The organism is Streptomyces tanashiensis (genome assembly GCF_014648895.1).
In the GTDB taxonomy this organism is placed as follows: domain Bacteria; phylum Actinomycetota; class Actinomycetes; order Streptomycetales; family Streptomycetaceae; genus Streptomyces; species Streptomyces tanashiensis.
This window is the reverse complement of the sequence record NZ_BMRZ01000003.1, coordinates 1,101,868-1,119,995: the sequence shown is the minus strand read 5'-3', so window position 1 is coordinate 1,119,995 and position 18,128 is coordinate 1,101,868. Positions and strand designations below refer to the sequence as shown.

Sequence of the window (18,128 nt, the reverse complement as noted above, 5' to 3'; positions counted from 1 at the left end):
TGTTTACCCGTAATCGGGTCAGACACTCGCGTTGAGCGGGACAGACAGGCCGGAATATGACCCGCTGTCCACAGCGTCCTCGCTGTAGTGTGCCACCCCGAGGGGTGGACTTTTTCAAAGGAACCTCGACCATCCGAAGATGGGCGGGGTATCAACTAATCTGGCGTTGATTTTTGGCACGCTGTTGAGTTCTCAAGGTGCGGACGCTTCCTTCGTTCCTGTTTCCAGGCCCTCCGGGCGCTTCCTTCGTTCCTGTTTCCAGGCCCTCCGGGCGCTTCCTTCGTTTCCGACTCTATCAGATCTTTCCGATCCGATTTCCTCGGTGCTTTCCGGTCCCATTCGCTTTCGCTCCGGGCCCTTCCGGCGTGTCCACTACGTTAGCTGATTTCTTCGGCGACTCATAATCGAGTCAATCGAATTCGAATTCAGGCACGCCGAAATAAGCCCCTGCTGGGGTGTCATCTCGAGTAGTGGGTGGCCGCTACGGGGTGCTTGAACAAGCAGACCGTTTCCAGCGGCTCGGGCTACGTTACGAGGTCGGGCGGCCCGAGTCAAGGCGGCGCTTCCTGGGGGTGTGGGCGCGGTACGGGCTCACCGTCGGGTCCTCGGTGATCCAGAAGCGCCAGGGGTGCGGGGCCCCGTCGCCGCCGACGCCCGTGCGGGGGCCGCTGCTGATGCGGTCCGGGGCTGGGGGCGTGCCGGTGAGGAGGGTGAGCGGTCCGTCCTGGCCTGCGCAGGTGTCCGTGCCGTTCAGGGAGAGGGCGATGTCGAGGGCGGTGGCCAGGCGGGCCGGGCCCTTCGCCAGCTCGTGGTCGGAGCGGGCCGAGCGGCGGCGGGGGCGGGCCTGGTCCGCGCCCTCGACGATTTCACCCGCACGGAGCAGGACACCGCTCGCGTGGCCCTCGGGGCCGCACACCAGGTTGAGGCAGTGCCACATGCCGTAGGTGAAGTAGACGTATGCGTGTCCGGGGGGTCCGAACATGACCGCGTTGCGTGCGGTGCGGCCTCTGAAGGCGTGCGAGCCGGGGTCGATCGCGCCGGCGTACGCCTCCACCTCCGTGAGGCGCAGTTCCATCCGGCCTTCGGCCGTGTTGCGGACGAGCGTGCGGCCCAGGAGGTCGGGCGCCACGTCCAGGACGGGGCGGTCGAAGAAGGCCCGCGGGAGCGGCGTACGGTCGGGGCTCTCGCTCATGCCGTCCGAGCGTAGTGGGGAACCGGCTACGGTCGTCGCGCGTATGTAGGGGTCAGGACGCTAGAAGGAGTGGAAGTCATGGGATTCAAGAAGCTGCTCGCGAGCCTGGGTGCCGGTGGGGCCACCGTGGAGACGGTGCTCACCGAGGAGAACGTCGTCCCGGGTGGGGTCGTCCAGGGCGAGGTGCGGATCCAGGGCGGCAGCGTCGACCAGCAGATCGAGGGGCTCTCCGTCGGACTGCAGGCGCGCGTCGAGGTCGAGGGCGGTGACCAGGAGCACAAGCAGGACATCGAGTTCGTGAAGGTGCGTCTGGGCGGGGCCTTCGAGGTCAAGGCCGGCGCCGTGCACGTGGTGCCGTTCGGTCTGGAGATCCCGTGGGAGACGCCGGTCACCTCGGTCGCCGGTCAGCAGCTGCGTGGGATGAACATCGGTGTGACCACCGAGCTGGAGATCGCCCGGGCGGTGGACTCCGGTGACCTGGACCCGATCAACGTGCACCCGCTGCCGGCGCAGCAGGCGATCCTGGACGCCTTCATCCAGCTGGGCTTCCGTTTCAAGAGCGCGGACATGGAGCGCGGGCACATCCGGGGGACGCGGCAGAAGCTGCCCTTCTACCAGGAGATCGAGTTCTTCGCGCCGCAGCAGTACCGGGGTCTGAACCAGGTCGAGGTCAGCTTCGTCGCGGACGACCGTGAGATGGACGTCGTCCTGGAGATGGACAAGAAGCCGGGTCTGTTCGGCGAGGGCAGCGACTCCTTCCGCGCGTTCAAGGTGGGGCTGGACGACTTCCACGCCACCGACTGGGCGGCGTACCTGAACCAGTGGCTCGCCGAGGTCGGCGGCCGTCGCAACTGGCTCTAGGCTCGGCAGCGTCAGCGTTGACGGACGATTCGGAGGTACTCGACGTGTCCGAGGGCAAGAGGGCGCCGCTCCCCCACGACTTCCATCCGCCGGTGGCGGCGTTCACCGTGGTGAGCGACGACGTCGCGCCGGGTGGGGTCCTGAAGGACGCTCAGGTGTACGCGAAGGGGAACACCTCGCCGCGGCTGAGCTGGGAGGGGTTCCCGGCGGGGACGAAGAGCTTCGCCGTGACCTGCTTCGACCCGGACGCTCCGACGGGCAGCGGGTTCTGGCACTGGGTGCTGTTCGACATCCCGGCGTCGGTGACGGAGCTGGCGGAGGGTGCCGGGTCCGGGTCGTTCGAGGGGCTGCCGGCCGGTGCCGTGCACGCGCGGAACGACTACGGCTCGAAGGACTTCGGCGGCGCGGCTCCCCCGGCGGGGGAGTCGCACCGGTACGTCTTCACGGTGTACGCGGTGGACCAGGAGAAGCTCGGTCCGGACGCCGACACGTCGCCGGCGGCCGTCGGGTTCAATCTGCGGTTCCACACGCTCGGCCGTGCCCAGTTGGTCGGTGAGTACGCGGCTCCTGCGGCGGTCTGATCGTTCGTTTGTTGTTTGCCCGCTTCTGGTCTTGGAGAGATCAGAAGCGGGCATCTTTTGTTGCGCAGGAAAATTGCGTTGTCCGACCCGGCCGGCCCGGCCATCGTTGATCCAAGCCCGAAGTCCCCTTCCGGGGCTGGGGCCGGCACACGGGAGGTGGGCAACATGCGGGACACGCTGGTACTCAACGCGAGCTTCGAGCCGCTTTCGACGGTCACACTCAACCGTGCGGTGGTGCTTGTCCTGCAGGACAAGGCCGTCGTCGAGCAGGCCCATCCGGAGCTGAGGGTGCGAGGTGCCGCCGTCGATCTCCCGGTGCCGCGGGTGATCAGGCTCTGCCGGTACGTACGGGTGCCGTTCCGAAGACAGGCCCCGTGGTCGAGGCGGGGGGTGCTGGTCCGGGACCAGCACCGGTGCGCGTACTGCGGGCGGCGGGCGACGACGGTCGACCATGTCGTGCCACGGGCCCAGGGTGGTGGGGACAGCTGGCTGAACACGGTCGCTTCCTGTGCCGAGGACAACCACCGCAAGGCCGACCGGACGCCGGAGCAGGCGGGGATGCCGCTGCTGCACCAGCCGTTCGAGCCGACCCCGGCGGACGCGATGCTGCTCGCGATGCGGGCGAGCGAGCGGTCCGAGCTGCCGGAGTGGCTGGCCAACTCGGCCGCGTAGACGCGTGATCCGCAGCTGTGCGGAAGGGCCCGTCTCCCCCGGTGGGGAGACGGGCCCTTCCGTTCACGGGCTCAGCCGAGGGTGAGCTGGAGGATCGCCACGATGCCGACCGCGATGATCACTCCGCGCAGGACCGCGGGGGGCAGTCGGCGGCCGACCTTGGCGCCGAGCTGACCGCCGAGGGTGGAGCCGACGGCGATGAGGAGGACGGCCGTCCAGTCGAAGTCGGCGACGAAGAGGAAGAAGACGGCGGCGACTCCGTTGACCAGGGCGCCGAGGACGTTCTTGACGGCGTTGATGCGCTGCAGGTCGTCGTGGAGCAGCAGGCCCATGAGGGAGAGGTAGAGGACTCCCTGGGCGGCGCCGAAGTATCCGCCGTACATGCTGGCGAAGAAGAGGCCGCCGAGGAGGACGGGGCCGCCGTCGGGGTGGGCCTCGGTGCCGGTCTGTTCGCGGCGGCGCTTCACGGCGGCGGCGATGCGGGGCTGGAAGAGGACCAGGACGAGCGCGAGGCCGATGAGGACGGGGACGATCGCGTCGAAGGCCTGGGACGGAAGGGCCAGGAGCAGGATGGCGCCGATGAGGCCGCCGAGGAGGGCGACGGCGCCGAGTCGCAGGACGCGGTTCTTCTGGCCCTTGAGCTCGCGGCGGTAGCCGATGGCCCCGCTGATCGAACCGGGGACGAGACCGAGGGCGTTGGAGACGTTCGCGGTGATCGGGGGGAGTCCGGTCGCGAGGAGGACCGGGAACGTGATCAGCGTTCCCGAACCGACGATGGTGTTGATGGTGCCGGCGCCGATGCCGGCGGCGAAGACTGCCAGGGCTTCCCAGATGGACAACGCCATCTCCTTACATGGTCAGTGAGTCGCCTCCCCGCCCTGGCGTCGCCGGGGTCGAGGGGCTCGCACCGATCATGCACGAGGATTACGTGTACGTGTCAGTCAACCGTCGGTTCGTCTCGCCGTGCGGACGGCACGTCGCCCTTGACGTTGAAGCCGGGGACGCCGCCGCCCGCGTTGCCGAGGGCTCCGGAGAGGCCCTTGAGGGCGTCGCCGATCTCGCTGGGCACGATCCAGAGCTTGTTCGCGTCGCCCTCGGCGATCTTCGGGAGCATCTGGAGGTACTGGTACGAGAGGAGCTTCTGGTCCGGGTCGCCGGCGTGGATGGCCTCGAAGACCGTGCGGACGGCCTGGGCCTCGCCCTCGGCGCGCAGCGCGGCGGCCTTGGACTCACCCTCCGCGCGGAGGATCGCGGACTGCTTCTCACCCTCGGCGGTGAGGATGGCCGACTGGCGGGTGCCCTCGGCGGTCAGGATCGCGGCGCGCTTGTCGCGCTCGGCGCGCATCTGCTTCTCCATCGAGTCCTGGATGGAGGTCGGCGGCTCGATGGCCTTGAGCTCGACGCGGTTGACGCGGATGCCCCACTTGCCGGTGGCCTCGTCGAGGACGCCGCGCAGAGCCGCGTTGATCTCCTCGCGGGAGGTGAGGGTCCGCTCCAGGTCCATGCCGCCGATGATGTTGCGCAGGGTGGTGACGGTGAGCTGCTCGATCGCCTGGATGTAGCTGGCGACCTCGTAGGTCGCGGCGCGGGCGTCGGTCACCTGGTAGTAGATGACCGTGTCGATGTTGACGACCAGGTTGTCCTGGGTGATCACCGGCTGCGGCGGGAACGGGACGACCTGCTCACGGAGGTCGATCCTGTTGCGGATCGAGTCGATGAACGGGACGACGATGTTCAGTCCGGCGTTGAGTGTGCGGGTGTAGCGGCCGAAGCGCTCCACGATCGCCGCACTCGCCTGCGGGATGACCTGGATCGTCTTGATCAGGGCGATGAAGACGAGCACCACCAGAATGATCAGGACGATGATGACTGCTGACATCGTGTTCCCCGTGCCCTTCGCTGCCGGTTGTCTGCCGGGTTTCTTCAGATGATCCAGTTTCCCAGATGACGGAGCGTCATGGGTGAGGTTCGGTCACATGACCACGGCGGTCGCCCCGTCGATGTCCACGACGTCGACCTGTTCGCCCGGTTCGAAGGTCTGGCCGATGTCGAGCGTGCGGGCGGACCAGACCTCGCCGGCGAGCTTGATGCGGCCTCCGCTGCCGTCGACCCGTTCCAGGACGACGGCCTGACGGCCCTTCAGGGCGTCGACGCCGGTGGCGAGTCCGGGTCTGCCGTCGCGGTGGCGGGCGGCGATCGGGCGCACCACCGCGACGAGTGCCACGGAGACGACGACGAAGACGAGCACCTGGGGGACGACGCCGAAGCCGAGGGCGGCGGTCACCGCCCCGGCGACCGCTCCGACGGAGAACATGCCGAACTCCGGCATCGCGGTCAGGACCAGCGGAATGCCGAGCCCCACCGCGCCGATCAGCCACCAGACCCACGCGTCGATGTCCACGTGGTCATGGTAGGGCGGTGGGGTCCTTCCGGGACAGGGCGCGGGCGGCTGTGCGGGTCGCCGGTGCCCCGGCCGGTCACTTCAGGGGCAGGCCGTGCGCGGTCCAGCGGTCGCCGACGCGCTCGACGACGAGCGGCAGGCCGAAGCAGTGCGAGAGGTTGCGGGAGGTGAGCTCGGTCTCCACGGGGCCCGCGGCGAGGACCTTGCCCTGGCGGATCATCAGGACGTGGGTGAAGCCGGGGGCGATCTCCTCGACATGGTGGGTGACCATGATCATGGAGGGGGCGTACGGGTCGCGGGCGAGGCGGCCGAGACGGCGGACCAGGTCCTCGCGGCCGCCGAGGTCGAGGCCGGCGGCGGGCTCGTCGAGGAGGAGGAGCTCGGGGTCGGTCATCATCGCGCGGGCGATCAGGGTGCGCTTGCGCTCGCCCTCGGAGAGGGTGCCGAACTTCCGGTCCAGGTAGTCGTTCATGCCGAGCCGGTCGAGGAAGGCCTTGGCGCGCTCCTCGTCGACCGGGTCGTAGTCCTCGTGCCAGGTGGCGGTCATGCCGTACGCGGCGGTGAGGACGGTCTGCAGGACGGTCTGGCGCTTGGGGAGCTTCTCCGCCATGGCGATGCCGGCCATGCCGATGCGGGGGCGGAGCTCGAAGACGTCCGTGCCGACGCCGCCCAGCTGTTCGCCCAGGATGTGGGCGGTGCCCTTGGTGGGGAAGAGGTAACTGGAGGCGATGTTCAGAAGGGTGGTCTTGCCGGCGCCGTTGGGTCCGAGGATCACCCAGCGCTCGCCCTCCTTGACCGACCAGGAGACCTCGTCCACCAGAGCCCGTCCGTCGCGGACCACGGATACGTCCACCAGCTCCAGTACATCGCTCATGAGCGCGTTGTCTCCCCTTGCGGTCGAGTCTTGTCGTCGCCTTGCGCCGATGGGCGCGGCGTCCAGGGGAAAACCTACGTTATCGACGGAGCGGACCGGTCCGTAGGGCTTCCTTTGAGTCCTTAGTCTGGGGGGATGCTTGCGGAACCACGTTCAGGACGTCTGGCCGCCTGGGGCAATGCCCTGCTGGCCGGGGCGGTGTCGCCCGACGAGGCGGCGACGGCGATTGTCGGGGAGGACGCGGTGCACCGCGTCGAGGGGCTGCCGGGTGAGGCGGGGCCGGTGGGGCTGACGCTCGCGCTGGGCCGGCTGCGGCGTCTCGGGGTGACCGGGTGGCGGGTCGCGCTGCCGGCGCCGGGGCATCCGCTGGGGCTGAGCGGTCCGCCGGACTTCAACGCGCGCGCGTTGGAGGCGGAGGAGGCGGTGGTGGGCTTCGGCGCGCCGTACGGTCTCGTGCCGGAGGTCACGGAGGCGGGGCCGGCGGGCGATGTGCACGTCTCGGTGGCCTGGCACTGCCTGGCGGTACGGGAGGCTCCGCCCGCGGATGTGCCGTCCCTCGGTGAGGCGGAGCGTGAGCTGGCGGAGGCGCTGCGGGACGCGACGACGGTGCTGACCCGGCTGGACGTGGCGGCCTCGGGCCCCGCGGCGGACGCGGCGCGCGAGGCCTACCGGGCGCGGGCGGAGGTCGGACGCGAGGTGCTGGCCCCGGGCTATCCGCCGCGTGCGGTGCGGGTCCTGGAACTGGCGCAGCGGATCGGCCTGCTCGTGGACCTGGCGTACGACCACGGTCACGGGGGTGCGGTGAGCGCCTCGGAGATGGCGGCGCGGGGGGAGGCGCTGCGGCCGGTGGAACGGGTGGCCAGGCGGGCGCAGGTCGCCGCGTACAACGCGTACGTCGAGGAGAGGGAACGGGACCGGGGGTTCTGAGACCCGCGCCCTCCGGCCCGGCGGACGGAGTCCGACGCAGCGGCCCGAAGCCCGCGAGGCGCCCCGGCGCCGAGCGGCGCGAGAGCCGCGTCAGGAAAGGGGCTGGCGGCGCGGGGGGAGGCGCTGCGGCCGGTGGAACGGGTGGCCAGGCGGGCGCAGGTCGCCGCGTACAACGCGTACGTCGAGGAGAGGGAACGGGACCGGGGGTTCTGAGGCCCGGCCACGGCAAACCCCCGGGCCCGGGGGGATCGTCCGGGGCCGGGGGTTCGTGGGGGGGGTCAGCCGTTGTAGGCGCCGTTGCCGAAGGCCGGGTTGAGCAGGCCGATCACGTTGACCGTGTTGCCGGAGACGTTCACGGGGACGTGGACCGGGACCTGCACCAGGTTGCCGGACGCGACGCCCGGCGAGTGGAGGGCCTGCCCGTCGGCGTCCGCGTTCGCGGAGGCGACACCCGCACCGGCGGCGACGATGCCACCGGCGACCATGGTGAGGGCAGCGGCCTTCTTGAGGTTCTTCACTTGGTACATCCTCCTGGTCAATCGCTGCGGCAGGTCCGCCGCAGCACGCCATGGAGAACGCCGCACCCCCCGTCGGGTTGCGCCGAACGGGGGACATACACACGACGGTATGAAGGACTGAACGGTCGTGCGCCCGGCGCGCGAGGGGGGCGCGTCAGTTGGTGAGGCCGTGCCGTACCGCCCAGAGCGCCGCCTGGGTGCGGTCCGCGAGGTCGAGCTTCATCAGGATGTTCGAGACGTGGGTCTTGACCGTCTTCTCGGAGAGGACGAGCGCGCGGGCGATCTCCCGGTTGGACCGGCCGTCCGCGATCAGGCCGAGGACCTCGCGCTCCCGCTCCGTGAGCGTCGAGCCCCGCCCCGTGCCCCCGTGGGAGTCCTCCTGGGCGAGGAGCGCGCCCGCGACCTCGGGCTGGAGCAGGACGTGCCCCGCGTGGACGGAGCGGATCGCGCCGGCCAGGGCGTCGGGGTCGATGTCCTTGTAGACGTATCCGGAGGCGCCGGCGCGGAGCGCGGGGACGACCGTCCGCTGCTCGGTGAAGCTGGTGACGATGAGGACCCTCGCGGGGTTGGCGAGCTCGCGGAGCCGCTTGAGCGCCTCGATGCCGTCCGTGCCCGGCATCTTCACGTCCATGAGGACCACGTCGGGGCGGAGCTCCTCGGCCCGGGCGACGCCCTCGGCACCGTCGGAGGCCTCCCCCACGACCTCTATGTCGTCCTGCACTTCCAGGAAGGTGCGCAGGCCTCGGCGGACGACCTGGTGGTCGTCGACCAGCAGGACACGGATCGGCTTGTCAGCCACCGGGAACCTCCATCTGGATCGTGGTGCCCTCGCCCGGGACCGAGGTCACGGTGAGCCGGCCGCCGACGCCGCCCGCCCGGTCCCGCATGGAGACCAGGCCGAGGTGGCGTCCGGCGCTGCGGACCGTCCGCGGGTCGAATCCCTTGCCGTCGTCGGTGACGGTGAGCCGCGCGCCCTGGCCGCTGCGGGTGAGGGAGACCTCGACCAGCTCGGCGTCCGCGTGCCGCAGGGCGTTGTGCAGGGCCTCCTGCGCGACCCGGAGGACGGCCTCCTCCTGGGCGGCCGGCAGGGCCCGGGTCCCCGGGCTCTCGAAGGTGACCCGGGCGGAGTGGGCGCGGTCGAGGACCTGGATCTGGGTGCGGAGCGTGTGGACGAGGCCGTCCTCGTCGAGGGCGGCGGGCCGGAGCTCGACGACGGCGGCGCGCAGCTCGTCGGCGGCCTCGGCGGCGAGCGCGGCGACCTGCTGGAGCTCGCCCTTGGCCCGGGCCGGGTCGCGGTCGACGAGGGCGGCGGCGGCCTGCGCGGTCAGCCGCAGCGAGAAGAGCTTCTGGCTGACGGCGTCGTGGAGCTCGTGGGCGAGGCGGGAGCGTTCCTCGGCGATGGTGAGCTCACGGCTGCGCTCGTACAGGCGCGCGTTGGTGAGGGCGATCGCCGCGTGCTGGGCGAGGATCGCGAGGAGTGCCTCGTCCTCGGCGGTGAAGCCGCAGCCTCCGTCGGGCCTGGGGCAGCGCTTGTTGGCGAGGAAGAGGGCTCCGAGGATCTCGTCGCCGTCCCGGACGGGCAGGCCGAGGAAGTCGGACATCTCGGGGTGGGCGTCCGGCCAGCCCTCGAAGCGGGGGTCCTGGCGGACGTCGGCGAGCCGCTCGGGCTCGGCCTTGTGGAGCATCGAGGCGAGGATGCCGTGCTGCCGGGGCAGGGGGCCGATCGCCTTCCACTGCTCGTCGCTGACGCCGTCGACCACGAACTGGGCGAAGCCGCCGTGGTCGTCGGGGACGCCCAGGGCCGCGTACTCGGCGTCGAGCAGCTCACGCGCGGAGGCCACGATCGTCTTGAGGACGTCGCGGACCTCCAGGTGGCGGCTCATCGCCAGCAGGGCGGTGCTCACGGCGGCGAGGCCGGAGCTCGGTCGATGGCTCATGTGTTCACGGTACCGGCGGGGTGTGACGGTCCGTATCCGCCTGGGGACGAGGGCGGGGCGGGTCCCGGGACCTAGGTCGAAGTGCCCTGGGCGGTCCGGGCCCGGGGACGAGGCGGTGGGCGGGGCCGCGGCCGGAGGCTTGAGCCATCCGAGAGGGAGAGGGGATGGACGTCATGGCTGTCGCGATCGTCACGGGGGCGTCGAGGGGTCTGGGGCGGGCGCTGGCCTCGGCGCTGGCCGGGCGGGGCTGGGACCTGGTGCTCGACGCCCGTACGGCGGACGGGTTGGAGGAGAGCGCGGAGGCGGCACGTGCGCGGGGCGCACGGGTGGTGGCGCGGGCCGGGGACGTGACGGACGCGGCGCACCGGCGGGAGCTCGTGGCGGCGGCGCGGGAGCTCGGCGGGCTCGATCTGCTGGTGAACAACGCGGCGATCCTGGGCGTGGAGCCGCTGGTGCCGCTCGGCGATCAGCCGCTGGACGGTTTCCGGGCCGCTCTGGAGGTCAACGTGGTGGCGCCGCTGGGGCTGCTGCAGGAGGCGCTGCCGCTGCTGCGCGCGGCGCCCGCCGGTGCGGTGATCGGTCTGAGTTCGGACGCGGCCGTGACGGCGTACCGGACCTGGGGCGGGTACGGGGCGACGAAGGCCGCGCTCGACCTGATGTCGGGGGTCCTGGCGGTGGAGGAGCCGGGGCTGCGGGTCTGGTGGGTGGACCCGGGCAGTATGCGGACGGACATGCTGGCCGCCGCGGAGCCCGGCGAGGACCTGTCGGGGACGCCCGCTCCGGCCGAGGTCGTCCCCGCCTTCCTGCGGCTGCTCGACGAGCGGCCTGCGAGCGGGCGGTACACGGCGCCGGAACTGGCGGAGGCGGTCCGGTGAGCGTGCTGTCCGACGGGCTGGAGGAGCTGAGGGTCCCGGCCGAGCTGTCGGCGCGGGTGCCGGCCGAGCAGCGGGGGCCCGGGCGGGGCCGGGACGACGTGCGGCTGCTCGTGTCGCGGGGCGAGGCGGTGTCGCACCACGCCTTCCGGGAGCTGCCCGCGCTGCTGCGGGCCGGGGACGTGCTCGTCGTCAACACGTCGACGACGCTGGCGGCGGCCGTGGACGGGCGGCTGGGGGCGGAGCCCGGCGGTGAGCCGGTGGTGGTGCACTTCTCGACCCGCGGGGACGACGGGCGGTGGGCCGTGGAGCTGCGGGCGCCGGACGGGTCGGGCACTACGCGCCCGCGTGGGGGCGGTCCGGCGGGGGCGGTGGTCCGGCTGCCGGGAGGGGCGCGGCTGGTGCTCGTGGTGCCGCTGGTGCCCGGGAGCGGGCGGCTGTGGTGGGCGCGGGTGGACGCGGACGTGCCGGGGCTCCTCGGGCGGTACGGGCGGGCCATCCGGTACGGGTACACGGAGCGGGACCAGCCCCTGTCGGCGTACCGGACGGTCTTCGCGCGCCCCTCCCCCGACGGGGCGGGTTCGGCGGAGATGCCGAGCGCGGGGCGGCCCTTCACGGCCCGGCTGGTGGCGGAGCTGGTGGACCGGGGCGTGCGGATCGCTCCGCTCTCCCTTCATACGGGGGTGGCGTCGGCGGAGGCGCACGAGCCGCCGTACCCGGAGCGCTTCGAGGTCCCGGCGGCGACGGCCGCCCTGGTGAACGCGGCCCGCGCCGAGGGCGGCCGGATCATCGCGGTGGGTACGACGGTGGTCCGGGCGCTGGAATCGGCGGCGGCCGGGCCGTCCCGGCGGACGGAGGCCGGCGCGGCGGCCTCGGCGGAAGGGGTCGAGGGGCCGGTGCGTGCCCGCGCCGGCTGGACCGGTCTGGTGGTGACGCCCGCGCGGGGGGTACGGGTGGTGGACGGGCTGCTCACCGGGCTGCACGAGCCGGAGGCCTCCCACCTGCTGATGCTGGAGGCGGTCGCGGGGCGGCCGGCGCTGCGGAGCGCGTACGCCGCCGCGGTGAGGGAGCGCTACCTCTGGCACGAGTTCGGCGACGTCCATCTCCTCCTTCCGGAGGAGGAGCCTCACCGTGCGCATTGCTCACGCAACGCCTGGTGAGTTCGTTACGGGCCCGATGTGAGGCCGCGCATAGGACGCACGTCACTTACGAAGCCCCCTAGTGGATACCAGATGCCCGATTTGGGCGGAGGAAATAGGCCACAGGGGGCTTTGTGTGGCCCGTGCACAGGCCCCTGATCCACTACCCGGGATCGTACGTCACACCTTTGCCACGGGATTTTGCTGCCGCTAAGAATTGCCCCCGTCGCCGCCGAGCAGGCGCAGCGCCGCCCCGGCCGAGCGACCCCCAGCGATTCGAAGAGGTAGTCCTGCATGTCTGCGAACACCCCTGGCCACAGTCGTGGTCTGAAGAAGACCCACAAGGCCACGATCGCCGGCGTCGCCGCTCTGGGCGCCGCAGCCCTCACCCTCTCCCTCGTGTCCGGCAACGGCAGCACCGAGACCGAGCCGCAGGCTCTCTCCGGCACCCAGCAGGTCGCCTGGTCGTACGACGCGAGCAGCCCGCAGGCGAAGGCGCTGGCGGCCGGCATCGAAGCCCAGCAGTCCACCATCGGCCTGAAGGCCAAGCAGGAGGCCGAGGCGAAGGCCAAGGCCGACGCGAAGGCCAAGGCCGCCGCCAAGGCGAAGGCCGACGCGAAGGCCAAGGCGGCCGCCAAGGCCAAGGCCGAGGCGAAGGCGAAGGCCGCCGCGAAGGCCAAGGTCGCCGCGAAGAAGCGCGCCGCGGAGAAGGCAGCCGCGAGCCGTTCCGTCGCCCGCACGCCGGTCTTCGCGAACAACCTCGACGGCTGGATCCGCGAGGCGCTCTACATCATGGACAAGCACGACATCCCGGGCACGTACAACGGCCTGCACAAGAACATCATGCGCGAGTCCAGCGGCAACCCGTACGCCATCAACAACTGGGACATCAACGCCATCAACGGCGTCCCGTCCAAGGGCCTGCTCCAGGTGATCTACCCGACCTTCAAGGCGTACCACGTGCCCGGCACCAAGTTCGACCAGTACGACCCGGTCGCCAACATCGTCGCCGCCGCCAACTACGCGGCCGACCGCTACGGCTCGATCGACAACGTCAACAGCGCCTACTGATCACCGGGCCGCTGTACGCCGAAGGGCGGCACCCCCGTGCGGGGTGCCGCCCTCGGGCGTACGGCCTCGGTCGTTACTTGCGCATGACCTCGGGCTCGTGGCGGCGCAGCAGCCGCGCCACGAGGACGCAGCAGACCGCGGCCATGAACAGCTGGATGCCGAGGTCGAGGCTCCACTGGCCGACCGTGTGCTCCCACAGCGGGTCGGTGTTCGTGGGGTCCTTGTGGTCCCACGGCGGCATCAGGTGCGCCAGGTCCAGGGTGGTGCCGGCGCCGGCGATGCCCCAGCGGGACGGCATGAGCCAGGCGAACTGCTCCAGGCCGGGCGAGCCGTACACCTGGAAGAGGATGCCGGTGAACACGACCTGGATGATCGCGAACATGACGAGCAGCGGCATGGTCTTCTCGGCGGTCTTCACCAGCGCGGAGATGACCAGGCCGACCATCATCGAGGTCAGGCCCAGTGCGATCACCTGGATGCACAGCTCGACGGCCGGCGGCATGAACAGGCCCTCTTCGGGCAGCGCGCGCGTGGAGAAGCCGATGCCGCAGATGATCACGCCCTGGAAGGCCGTGATCACGCCGAGGACGATCACCTTGGACATCAGGTACGCGGAGCGGGACAGGCCGACGGCGCGTTCCCGCTCGTAGATGACCCGTTCCTTGATCAGCTCTCGGACGGAGTTGGCCGCGCCGGAGAAGCACATGCCGACCGCGAGGATCAGCATGATCGTGCCGGCGTCGCCGTTGAAGCGGGACGGCGGCGTGGGCTTCCCGAGGCCGAAGTCGGCCGGGATGACGACGGACACCGCGCCGAGGACGGCCGGCAGGATCACCATCAGGGCCATGAAGCCCTTGTCGGAGGCGATCACCGACACGTAACGGCGGATCAGGGTCCACAGCTGCGAGCCCCAGCCCTGCGGCTTCGGCGGCCTGGCCATCGCCTGCTGCGGCATCTGGACGGGCTGCGCGGCGACGGCGTCGATGTCCGCGGCGTACATCTGGTAGTGCTGCGAGCCCTTCCAGCGGCCCGCCCAGTCGTAGTCGCGGTAGTTCTCGAAGGCGGAGAAGACGTCGGCCCAGGTGGAGTAGCCGAAGAAGTTCAGCGCCTCCTCCGGCGGGCCGAAGTACGCCACGGAGCCGCCGGGCGCCATGACGAGCAGCTTGTCGCAGAGGCCCAGCTCGGCCACCGAGTGGGTGACGACGAGGACCGTGCGGCCGTCGTCCGCGAGGCCGCGGAGCAGCTGCATGACATCGCGGTCCATGCCCGGGTCGAGGCCGGAGGTCGGCTCGTCCAGGAAGATCAGCGAGGGCTTGGTGAGGAGCTCCAGGGCGACGGAGACGCGCTTGCGCTGGCCACCGGAGAGGGAGGTGACCTTCTTCTCCTTGTGGATGTCGAGCTTGAGCTCGCGCAGCACCTCGTCGATGCGGGCCTCGCGCTCGGCCGTGGCGGTGTCGCCGGGGAAGCGGAGCTTGGCCGCGTAGCGCAGCGCCTTCACGACCGTCAGTTCCTTGTGCAGGATGTCGTCCTGCGGGACCAGACCGATGCGCTGGCGCAGCTCGGCGAACTGCTTGTAGAGGCTGCGGTTGTCGTAGAGGACGTCGCCCTCGTTGGCCGGGCGGTAGCCGGTCAGCGCCTTGAGCAGGGTGGACTTGCCGGAGCCCGACGGGCCGATGACGCCGATCAGCGACTTCTCCGGGACGCCGAAGGTGACGTCCTTGAGGATCTGCTTGCCGCCGTCGACCGTGACCGTGAGGTGGCGGGCCGAGAAGGAGACCGAACCGGTGTCGACGAACTCTTCCAGCTGGCCGCCGACGATGCGGAAGGTCGAGTGGCCGACGCCGACGATGTCCTGCGGGCCGAGGAGGGCCGAGCCGCCCTTGGGGATCGGCTGACCGTTGACGTACGTGCCGTTGTGCGAGCCGAGATCGCGGATCTCGAAGCGGCCGTCGGGCGTCGCGTGGAACTCGGCGTGGTGCCGCGAGACCTGGAGGTCGGAGACGACCAGTTCGTTCTCGAGGGCACGGCCGATCCGCATGACGTGGCCGAGGGACAGCTGGTGGAACGTGGTGGGGCTGCGGTCGGCGTAGGCCGACGACGCGCCCGCGGCGGCACCGGGGTGTCCCTGCCCGGGTCCCTGCTGGTGCGGGACCTGCTGGTGCGGGACCTGCTGCTGGGCGGGCGGCTGCTGCCAGCCCTGCTGCTGCGGCGCCTGGTGCTGCGGCGGCGCCTGGTGCGTGGCCCAGTCGGCCTGGGCCGCGGCGGCCGCGCCGGCGGCCTGATGGGCGGGGGCCTGCTGGGCCTGGGCCGGGGCCTGCTGCTGAGGCGCCTGCTGGTGAGGAGCCGCGGCGCCGGCGGCGAGATTCAGCCGCGGGCCGTCGGTCGCGTTGCCGAGGTGGACGGCCGAACCGGGGCCGATCTCCACCTGGTGGATCCTCTGGCCCTGGACGAAGGTGCCGTTCGTGGAGCCGTGGTCCTCGATGACCCAGCTCCGGCCGCCCCAGCTGATGGTGGCGTGGCGCCACGAGACCCTGGCGTCGTCGATGACCAGGTCACCCTGAGGGTCCCTGCCCAGGGTGTACGACCGGGACGGATCGAGCGTCCAGGTCCTGCCGTTCAATTCCAGTACGAGTTCTGGCACTCCATGCCCCACTACTTGTCCCCCGATGTACCCCCGTCTTCGGGAGTCCAGGGATGGCGAATCATCCTGGGGAACTATTTCAGGCCCGGTCCCGTATCGGAAAGTCGGGCCGCGTGAAGACCTTCGGGTCAAGCCCTGGACCACTCGGGTGTCCGCAGGGCGGGACGGGGAGTCGGGTGGCACACGGTGCCCGATACGGTGGAACCACCATGAGCGCATCGCAGACCTCAGACGTTCCCACCCTTCTCGTCAAGATCTTCGGGAAGGACCGTCCCGGGATCACCGCGGGACTCTTCGACACCCTCGCCGCCTACTCCGTCGACGTCGTGGACATCGAGCAGGTGGTCTCCCGGGGCCGCCTCGTCCTGTGCGCGCTCGTCACCGAGCCGACCGTCGCCTCGCAGGGCGAACTCCGGGCCACCATCCACAGCTGGGCCGAGTCGCTGAAGCTCCAGGCCGAGATCATCTCCGGCACGGGCGACAACCGTCCCCGCGGTGAGGGACGCTCGCACGTCACCGTGCTCGGCAACCCGCTCACCGCCGAGCAGACGGCGGCCATAGCGGCCAGGATCGCGGAGAGCGGCGGCAACATCGACCGCATCTTCCGCCTCGCGAAGTACCCGGTGACGGCCGTCGAGTTCGCCGTCTCGGGCTGCGGGACCGAGCCGCTGCGGACCGCCCTGGCCACCGAGGCGCACAGCATCGGGGTCGACGTGGCCGTGGTCTCGGCCGGTCTGCACCGGCGGGCCCAGCGGCTCGTGGTCATGGACGTGGACTCGACCCTCATCCAGGACGAGGTGATCGAGCTCTTCGCCGCGCACGCGGGCTGCGAGGACAAGGTCGCCGAGGTGACGGCGGCGGCGATGCGCGGCGAGCTGGACTTCGAGCAGTCGCTCCACGCGCGCGTGGAGCTGCTCGCGGGCCTCGACGCCTCGGTGGTCGACAAGGTCCGCTCCGAGGTGCGTCTGACACCCGGTGCCCGCACCCTGATCCGCACGCTGAAGCGCCTCGGCTACCAGGTGGGCGTCGTCTCCGGCGGGTTCACGCAGGTCACGGACGACCTGAAGGAGCGTCTCGGACTCGACTTCGCCTCCGCCAACACGCTGGAGATCGTGGACGGGAAGCTCACCGGCCGGGTGACCGGCGAGATCGTCGACCGTGCGGGCAAGGCGCGGCTGCTGCGCCGGTTCGCCACGGAGGCGGGGGTGCCGCTGGCGCAGACCGTCGCCATCGGCGACGGGGCCAACGACCTGGACATGCTGAACGCGGCCGGGCTCGGCGTGGCGTTCAACGCGAAGCCGGTGGTGCGTCGGGCGGCGCACACGGCGGTGAACGTGCCGTTCCTGGACACCGTGCTGTACCTGCTCGGCATCACGCGCGAAGAGGTCGAGGCCGCGGACATCGGCGAGGAGGACCTGCCGCACTGAGCGCGGGGAGTACGAGAGGGAGGGCCCGGGCGTCGGACGACACCCGGGCCCTCCCTCGTACGGGGTACGGGATCAGGCGTGCGGGGTCCAGAAGTCGACGAGCCTGCCCACGCCGTGCTCCACGGACTTCCAGGAGCCGTTGAAGGTGACGACGGCGAACGCGGAGGTCGGGAAGCCGCTGCGGTTCATCCGGGGCAGGACGTCGCCTTCGGATTCGCCCGCCAGGGCGTCGGCGAGGGCGTGCATGCCGGGGTTGTGGCCGATGAGCAGAAGGTTGTTCACGGTGTCCGGGGTCTCGTTGACCAGGGCGATGAGCTCGCCGAGGGAGGCCTCGTACATCCGCTCCTCGTACACCGTCTTGGGGCGCACGGGCAGTTCGTGGACGGCCAGTTTCCAGGTCTCGCGGGTACGGGCGGCGGTCGAGCAGAGGGCCAGGTCGAAGGCGATGCCGCTGTCGGAGAGCTTGCGGCCGGCCACGGGGGCGTCCGTGCGGCCTCGGTCGGCGAGCGGTCGCTCGTGGTCCGACCCGTCGTTCCAGTCTGCCTTCGCGTGCCGGAGGAGCACGATGCTGCGGGGTGTATCGACGCTCATGGTCCACAGCTTCGCACGAAACAGGCCACTTCGACTCAGAGAGAGAGCGTTTGCCAGAGGTGCTGGAGGACCCGGCCGACCGCGGGGTCACCCGTGGTCGCCTGGGCCTCTCCCGACCCGGCCATGAGCACCAGGAGGGCGAGGAAGGCGGCTGCCGGGAGGAGGAGGGCCCACCAGGGCAGCCGGGTGTCGACGCCGGTGGCCGTGGTCCGGATGCCGGGGTGTGTGGGGGCCGACATGGCCGCCTCCGTGGGTGAGTTCCGCGCTTTCGCCGTTGTCACCAACGTACGGACCGCGCGTCCTCCGGCCCATCCGGTGATCCACCCACTTCACCCTGAGACCCGCCCCCTAGGGGATGCGGGGGTTAGCCCCACCTCGGGGGCTCGCCCCTCGTCGCACGAGGGGCGCATCACCTCAGGGGATC

The 18,128-nt window shown here is 71.1% G+C and carries 19 protein-coding genes; 8 read left to right on the top strand and 11 right to left on the bottom strand.

All coding sequences use genetic code 11. The features are described from left to right. Nucleotides 1–529: 529 nt before the first annotated feature. A complete protein-coding gene (locus IE237_RS15720; RefSeq protein ID WP_189802527.1) occupies nucleotides 530–1,192 on the bottom strand; it encodes a DNA-3-methyladenine glycosylase in 663 nt (220 codons plus the stop codon). A gap of 78 nt (nucleotides 1,193–1,270) precedes the next feature. Here IE237_RS15720 and IE237_RS15715 point away from each other — a divergent pair, with 78 nt between their 5' ends. The 3 genes from IE237_RS15715 (at nucleotide 1,271) to IE237_RS15705 (ending at nucleotide 3,306) form a co-directional block, all read left to right on the top strand. After that, nucleotides 1,271–2,053, top strand: coding sequence for a sporulation protein (locus IE237_RS15715; protein ID WP_189802526.1), 783 nt, complete (start codon nucleotides 1,271–1,273; stop codon nucleotides 2,051–2,053). 44 nt (nucleotides 2,054–2,097) lie between these two features. Beyond that, the gene (locus tag IE237_RS15710) at nucleotides 2,098–2,634 is read left to right on the top strand and encodes a YbhB/YbcL family Raf kinase inhibitor-like protein (RefSeq protein ID WP_189802525.1); all 537 of its coding nucleotides are present in this window, start codon (nucleotides 2,098–2,100) and stop codon (nucleotides 2,632–2,634) included. A gap of 165 nt (nucleotides 2,635–2,799) precedes the next feature. Further along, nucleotides 2,800–3,306, top strand: a complete 507-nt coding sequence (locus tag IE237_RS15705) for an HNH endonuclease (protein WP_041128537.1) — start codon at nucleotides 2,800–2,802, stop codon at nucleotides 3,304–3,306. Nucleotides 3,307–3,377: 71 nt separating this feature from the next. On the opposite strand, the gene IE237_RS15700 is transcribed toward IE237_RS15705, so the two are convergent. The 4 genes from IE237_RS15700 to IE237_RS15685 form a co-directional block, all read right to left on the bottom strand. Then, nucleotides 3,378–4,151 (bottom strand): sulfite exporter TauE/SafE family protein, encoded by a 774-nt coding sequence (locus tag IE237_RS15700; RefSeq protein ID WP_189802524.1) that lies wholly within the window; start codon nucleotides 4,149–4,151, stop codon nucleotides 3,378–3,380. 92 nt (nucleotides 4,152–4,243) lie between these two features. Next, a complete protein-coding gene (locus tag IE237_RS15695; RefSeq protein ID WP_189802523.1) occupies nucleotides 4,244–5,185 on the bottom strand; it encodes an SPFH domain-containing protein in 942 nt (313 codons plus the stop codon). A 93-nt stretch (nucleotides 5,186–5,278) separates the two neighbouring features. After that, complete coding sequence (locus tag IE237_RS15690; protein ID WP_189802522.1) at nucleotides 5,279–5,707, bottom strand: NfeD family protein; 429 nt, start codon at nucleotides 5,705–5,707, stop codon at nucleotides 5,279–5,281. 76 nt (nucleotides 5,708–5,783) lie between these two features. Continuing rightward, on the bottom strand, nucleotides 5,784–6,581 hold the full coding sequence (locus IE237_RS15685; RefSeq protein WP_189802521.1) for an ABC transporter ATP-binding protein: 798 nt from the start codon (nucleotides 6,579–6,581) through the stop codon (nucleotides 5,784–5,786). 135 nt (nucleotides 6,582–6,716) lie between these two features. On the opposite strand from IE237_RS15685, the gene IE237_RS15680 reads away from it, so the two are divergent. Next, the gene (locus tag IE237_RS15680; RefSeq protein WP_189802520.1) at nucleotides 6,717–7,508 is read left to right on the top strand and encodes an Rv1486c family protein; all 792 of its coding nucleotides are present in this window, start codon (nucleotides 6,717–6,719) and stop codon (nucleotides 7,506–7,508) included. Between the two features lie 278 nt (nucleotides 7,509–7,786). On the opposite strand, the gene IE237_RS15675 is transcribed toward IE237_RS15680, so the two are convergent. The 3 genes from IE237_RS15675 to IE237_RS15665 all read right to left on the bottom strand — a co-directional run bounded on the left by IE237_RS15675 (nucleotide 7,787) and on the right by IE237_RS15665 (nucleotide 9,963). Further along, nucleotides 7,787–8,026, bottom strand: a complete 240-nt coding sequence (locus IE237_RS15675) for a chaplin (RefSeq protein WP_189802519.1) — start codon at nucleotides 8,024–8,026, stop codon at nucleotides 7,787–7,789. Between the two features lie 154 nt (nucleotides 8,027–8,180). Further along, nucleotides 8,181–8,825, bottom strand: coding sequence for a response regulator (locus IE237_RS15670; RefSeq protein WP_189802518.1), 645 nt, complete (start codon nucleotides 8,823–8,825; stop codon nucleotides 8,181–8,183). Beyond that, nucleotides 8,818–9,963: a GAF domain-containing sensor histidine kinase gene (locus IE237_RS15665; protein ID WP_189802517.1), complete on the bottom strand. Its 1,146-nt coding sequence runs from the start codon at nucleotides 9,961–9,963 to the stop codon at nucleotides 8,818–8,820. Before IE237_RS15665 ends, IE237_RS15670 begins: the two co-directional genes overlap by 8 nt. Before the next feature lie 173 nt (nucleotides 9,964–10,136). On the opposite strand from IE237_RS15665, the gene IE237_RS15660 reads away from it, so the two are divergent. From IE237_RS15660 to IE237_RS15650, 3 genes are all read left to right on the top strand, one after another. After that, complete coding sequence (locus IE237_RS15660) at nucleotides 10,137–10,838, top strand: SDR family NAD(P)-dependent oxidoreductase (protein WP_189802516.1); 702 nt, start codon at nucleotides 10,137–10,139, stop codon at nucleotides 10,836–10,838. Next, nucleotides 10,835–11,995 carry an S-adenosylmethionine:tRNA ribosyltransferase-isomerase gene (locus tag IE237_RS15655; RefSeq protein WP_189802515.1) on the top strand — a complete coding sequence of 387 codons (1,161 nt, stop codon included), beginning with the start codon at nucleotides 10,835–10,837 and terminating at the stop codon, nucleotides 11,993–11,995. Before IE237_RS15660 ends, IE237_RS15655 begins: the two co-directional genes overlap by 4 nt. Nucleotides 11,996–12,268: 273 nt before the next feature. After that, complete coding sequence (locus IE237_RS15650) at nucleotides 12,269–13,045, top strand: transglycosylase SLT domain-containing protein (RefSeq protein ID WP_189802514.1); 777 nt, start codon at nucleotides 12,269–12,271, stop codon at nucleotides 13,043–13,045. A 73-nt stretch (nucleotides 13,046–13,118) separates the two neighbouring features. On the opposite strand, the gene IE237_RS15645 is transcribed toward IE237_RS15650, so the two are convergent. Beyond that, entirely contained in the window at nucleotides 13,119–15,698 is a 2,580-nt protein-coding gene (locus IE237_RS15645) for an ABC transporter ATP-binding protein/permease (RefSeq protein ID WP_189802513.1), read from the bottom strand. 197 nt (nucleotides 15,699–15,895) lie between these two features. Between IE237_RS15645 and serB the strand changes: the two genes are divergently transcribed. Next, complete coding sequence (serB, locus tag IE237_RS15640; protein WP_189802512.1) at nucleotides 15,896–17,113, top strand: phosphoserine phosphatase SerB; 1,218 nt, start codon at nucleotides 15,896–15,898, stop codon at nucleotides 17,111–17,113. A 72-nt stretch (nucleotides 17,114–17,185) separates the two neighbouring features. Here the strand turns inward: serB and IE237_RS15635 are convergent, their stop codons facing one another. Together IE237_RS15635 and IE237_RS15630 are read right to left on the bottom strand one after the other, a co-directional pair. After that, nucleotides 17,186–17,704 (bottom strand): SixA phosphatase family protein, encoded by a 519-nt coding sequence (locus tag IE237_RS15635; RefSeq protein WP_189802511.1) that lies wholly within the window; start codon nucleotides 17,702–17,704, stop codon nucleotides 17,186–17,188. Nucleotides 17,705–17,739: 35 nt separating this feature from the next. Next, complete coding sequence (locus IE237_RS15630) at nucleotides 17,740–17,943, bottom strand: hypothetical protein (protein ID WP_189802510.1); 204 nt, start codon at nucleotides 17,941–17,943, stop codon at nucleotides 17,740–17,742. Nucleotides 17,944–18,128: the final 185 nt, after the last annotated feature.

Excerpts from the sequence above, each read along its gene's own strand:
- IE237_RS15705 (WP_041128537.1), top strand. The coding sequence starts at position 2,800 with ATGCGGGACACGCTGGTACTCAACGCGAGCTTCGAGCCGCTTTCGACG.
- IE237_RS15720 (WP_189802527.1), bottom strand. The coding sequence starts at position 1,192 with ATGAGCGAGAGCCCCGACCGTACGCCGCTCCCGCGGGCCTTCTTCGAC.
- IE237_RS15635 (WP_189802511.1), bottom strand. The coding sequence starts at position 17,704 with ATGAGCGTCGATACACCCCGCAGCATCGTGCTCCTCCGGCACGCGAAG.
- IE237_RS15700 (WP_189802524.1), bottom strand. The coding sequence starts at position 4,151 with ATGGCGTTGTCCATCTGGGAAGCCCTGGCAGTCTTCGCCGCCGGCATC.
- IE237_RS15685 (WP_189802521.1), bottom strand. The coding sequence starts at position 6,581 with ATGAGCGATGTACTGGAGCTGGTGGACGTATCCGTGGTCCGCGACGGA.
- IE237_RS15695 (WP_189802523.1), bottom strand. The coding sequence starts at position 5,185 with ATGTCAGCAGTCATCATCGTCCTGATCATTCTGGTGGTGCTCGTCTTC.
- IE237_RS15660 (WP_189802516.1), top strand. The coding sequence starts at position 10,137 with ATGGCTGTCGCGATCGTCACGGGGGCGTCGAGGGGTCTGGGGCGGGCG.
- IE237_RS15650 (WP_189802514.1), top strand. The coding sequence starts at position 12,269 with ATGTCTGCGAACACCCCTGGCCACAGTCGTGGTCTGAAGAAGACCCAC.
- IE237_RS15665 (WP_189802517.1), bottom strand. The coding sequence starts at position 9,963 with ATGAGCCATCGACCGAGCTCCGGCCTCGCCGCCGTGAGCACCGCCCTG.
- IE237_RS15680 (WP_189802520.1), top strand. The coding sequence starts at position 6,717 with ATGCTTGCGGAACCACGTTCAGGACGTCTGGCCGCCTGGGGCAATGCC.
- serB (WP_189802512.1), top strand. The coding sequence starts at position 15,896 with ATGAGCGCATCGCAGACCTCAGACGTTCCCACCCTTCTCGTCAAGATC.
- IE237_RS15715 (WP_189802526.1), top strand. The coding sequence starts at position 1,271 with ATGGGATTCAAGAAGCTGCTCGCGAGCCTGGGTGCCGGTGGGGCCACC.
- IE237_RS15630 (WP_189802510.1), bottom strand. The coding sequence starts at position 17,943 with ATGTCGGCCCCCACACACCCCGGCATCCGGACCACGGCCACCGGCGTC.